Source organism: Sulfurimonas sp. (genome assembly GCF_027056685.1).
GTDB lineage: Bacteria > Campylobacterota > Campylobacteria > Campylobacterales > Sulfurimonadaceae > Sulfurimonas.
Map to the genome: position 1 here is coordinate 1 of NZ_JALUKE010000102.1, position 3,946 is coordinate 3,946.

At 36.1% G+C, this 3,946-nt stretch carries 2 protein-coding genes; one reads left to right on the top strand and one right to left on the bottom strand.

The window, feature by feature from the left end; all coding sequences use genetic code 11:
• Positions 1 to 2,364, bottom strand: a 2,364-nt coding sequence (locus MVY38_RS04480) for a DNA mismatch repair protein (protein ID WP_297483962.1), incomplete at its 3' end; no start/stop codon positions are given.
• Between the two features lie 153 nt (positions 2,365 to 2,517).
• On the opposite strand from MVY38_RS04480, the gene MVY38_RS04485 reads away from it, so the two are divergent.
• Positions 2,518 to 3,843, top strand: a complete 1,326-nt coding sequence (locus tag MVY38_RS04485; protein ID WP_297483963.1) for a TolC family outer membrane protein — start codon at positions 2,518 to 2,520, stop codon at positions 3,841 to 3,843.
• The last annotated feature ends 103 nt before the right edge of the window (positions 3,844 to 3,946 follow it).

Here is a 3,946-nt window from a genome sequence, read left to right on the forward strand (position 1 = left end):
AATTGCTACCCCTGAGAGCGTCTCAGTTCCATGGCTTATCTCATCGCCAAGTACTAAAGAACGAGTCGTTGCACGGTTAAATATATTTTTCAGCTCAAGCATCTCAACCGCAAAGGTTGAAAGCCCTTTTGCAAGATTGTCCTTTGAGACGATACGCGTAAATATGGAGTCAAATATGCTAAACTTCATTACCGCAGCAGAGACAAAAAATCCGGACTGAGCCATAAGTACAGCGATGCCTATGCTCTTCATTAATGAAGATTTTCCACTTGAGTTAATGCCGTACAGAAGGACACCGTTTATCTCATGCCCGTCATGCACACTTACATCAAGCATCACAGTTTTTGGGTGAGGCAGGTCAAGATAGTCACGATTTCCCATCACTATGTCGTTGGGAACATAAAGCCCTCCTCTCTCTTGCACCTCTATAAGCGGATGACGCAGCTGCATTATCTGCATAAAGTTCTCATCACGCTGGGCTTCAACTATCATCGGTCGTGAGTGCTTGTACTCTTGTGCAACTTTTGAAGAGCTCACCCCGACATCCAAATCTGCCACATAGCTAATGACACGACCAAACAGCAGTGAATAGCGTCTCTCAAAAAGTGCTTGGAGTTGAATGTAGCGCTCTTTTACCAGTGTCACTATTTTACGGCGGTTTTTCATAATATTATCGGAGAGTTTGTCAGTAAAGGCAGAGGTTATTTTGACATTGTTTGTCAGTTTTTTGACATTAAATTCTGCAAAGTATTCACTCTTTTTAAACGCAGCCTCAATAAGAGAAAAACGGTTTTTACTAATAGATATATAATAGCCCTCTTTCTCTAAAAGCCCCAAAGTAACTACTTTTGTGCTACTCGCTGCGTTTACATCACGTAACAGCTCTTCTATTTTTCCGACTATGTCTTCAAAAGCAAGCAACATTACACTGTTTTCTTTGACAAGCGTGTCAATGGCTTCATCTACACCACTCATTAAGAAGTTTTCATCGACCGTTGCGTTTGTAAAACGGCGTGAAATATCTAAGTCAATTGTTTTAGCAATATCTCGTAAAAACTCCTCTACTTCGCTCTCATGAAAAGGTGTTTTTTGAATCTTATATTTTTTAACATACTGCATCAATTCTTTGACACTCACCATCGAGTCATACATATGGTTCATCTCAAATGGGTGGAGTCTTCCCAGATTGAGCCTACGTGCCAAACGCTCCAAGTCATACACCCCACGCATCATCTCATCCAAATAACGCACATGAGAAGAGACTCTCTCTATAAGATTATATCTGCGCTCAAGCTCCCCTTTCTCCATTATAGGGTTTAAAAGACGCTCTTTGAGTAATCGTCGTCCTATTGCAGTAGAACTTTTGTCAAGCATCTTTAGCAGTGTGAACTCTTTTTTATCTTTTGAAATAACTCCCATTTGATCAAGCGCATTGTTTCCAAGATACATAAAACGGCGATTGTCTATTATTTTTGGCATTGCCATTTTCTGAATTATGTGATAATCATGCTCTATAACAAAATTAATAAGAATCGCTAAAGACTCCGTTATCATTGGAGAGCGTTCGAGATCCAAATGCTCTATGGGTGAAAGCAGCGACTGTATCTGATAGACCTCTTTAAAGAGTTCATTTTGAAAATCGATTTTTACGCGTTTATTATTGACCGAATAATGATAGTGTTCGGGAATTTCCAAGTACTGCATCACATGACGCTGCTCTTCTATGCCATCTAAAAAGGTAACTACGACTTCACTTGTTCTGTAAACATTTAAAAGGTTAAAAACCTCATCAAGTGCATACGAAGAATCTTCACTTGTTCCATGTGTCTCATAGAGCCAAGTTTTTCCTGTTGTTACATCTATGGCAGAGTAACCAACGGTGTAAATATCACGATGTTTATCAATTAAGAGTGATACGATGTAGTTGTCATCATTATCTATAATATGGTCAAAGTTTGTACCGGGTGAGACGATTTGTGAAATATAGCGGCTTATCTTTGGAGGTGTGCCTTTTTGCTTGACAACAATAACGGTATATTTTTGCTCAGATATAAGACGACTTAAATATCTCTCAAATGAGACGGCAGGGACACCTGCGAGGAGAGGATTTTTTTCTGAATTTTCTACTATTCTTTTATTCTTTTTTGTAAGCTGAATATTAAGCAGTTCAGCTATCTCTTTTGCTTTACCAATACATTCTTCATCATTATTGACTTCATACACTTCGAAGAAGGTACCAATTTCCATAAACACTACAGTATCTCTGCCATATTTCTCTTCAAAATGGCGCTGCAGATCGAAGTAAATCTGCGTAAGAAGTTTATCTTTGTTATTTAATATTTGCTCTATCTCTGATGATAACATACTACTCTTTTGTAATCTTTATTATTTATACGATTATAACATAAGATTTACTTGCAAATTACATAAGTAATACAAGAATTGCTCACCATTGTAGAGTAAATCCAAAAAATATTCGTTATAATAACTCTTAAACTCAACCAAGAAGACACTACAATGAAAAAAATACTTTTACTTCAATTATCACTTTTTATCTCACTTTATGCGCAGGATATGAAATCAAGCTTACAAGAGGTTCTTACAACCCATCCAGTCATACAGGAGAGATTGCAAAATTATAAAGCGACAAAAGAGGACATATCAAGTGCTGAATCAGGATACTATCCAAAACTTGACCTTAATCTTGGTGCAGGATATGAAAACACAAAACGCTATAATCAAGCCGGTAATACAAATGATCGAACAGACAGTTTTAATGTCTATCAAAACTCTTTAAAATATACACAAAATCTCTTTAATGGTCTCTCCACAACCTATCTTGTAAAAGAGCAGGAGTACAAAACATTTGCAGCAGCATACAGCTATGTAGAGAAAGTAAACACTACTTCATATGATTTTGTAAACGCATACCTCGAGGTTTTAAAAAATCGTGAACTTATTGAAACAGCACAAGAGAATGTACAGATAAATGAAGATGTACTAAATAAGGTAAGCAAGCTGTATAAATCTGGCTTTACAACACTCTCAGAAGTAGATAAAATAAAATCTTCACTTGCACTCGCAAAATCAAATCTTGTAGTGCAAGAAAATACACTTTTAGATAAAGAGTATGCCTTAGAGAGAATTGTAGGACATAAAATAGATGTAAAAAATTTAACCGCTACTCGTAACGCCATTAAACTACCTCAAACAAAAGAAAAAATTATTGCGTATGCTATGGCACATAACCCTTCACTTTTAGTAAGTGAATTTAACGAAAAAAGCGCACAAGCGACAAATAAAGAGAGAAAAGCCAAATACTATCCAAAAGTAGATATAGAGGTTTCACAATCAATGAACAAAAACCTAAGCGGCATAGAAGGAAATAATGATGCTTTTCGTGCAATGGCATACCTCTCTTACAATCTATTTAATGGTTTTAGTGACAAGCATGCTATTGCAAGAAGTTTAAACCAAATAGAGCAAGAGAATCAAAATCAAAATAATATTAGACGAAAGATATTACAAACCATTAACAGCTCTTGGAGTTCACAAAAAAAACTGCAAGAGCAGATGGTTCATCTAAAAGAGTATCATGATTTTTCAGCAAAAACATTAGCCTTATACAGAAAAGAGTATGCCCTTGGACAGCGTTCACTTCTGGATTTACTTGCTTCTCAAAATGACCTTATAAAATCTAAAGAACAAATCATAAATACTAACTACAGTATTTTGTATGCAAAGTATAGACTATTAGACGCTATGAGCAGCCTTGTAACTTCCATACTAGATAAAGAGAGTGTCTATACTAAAGTAGGAATACAAAATGAAGGGGAGATATAAATGTTTTTAACAAATGTAGAAAACCTTAGAATGGATTCTCTGCTTGACTGTTTAGTCCTCTTTACAAAACTGTACCATAAACCTTTTTCTGCAGATGCTCTAA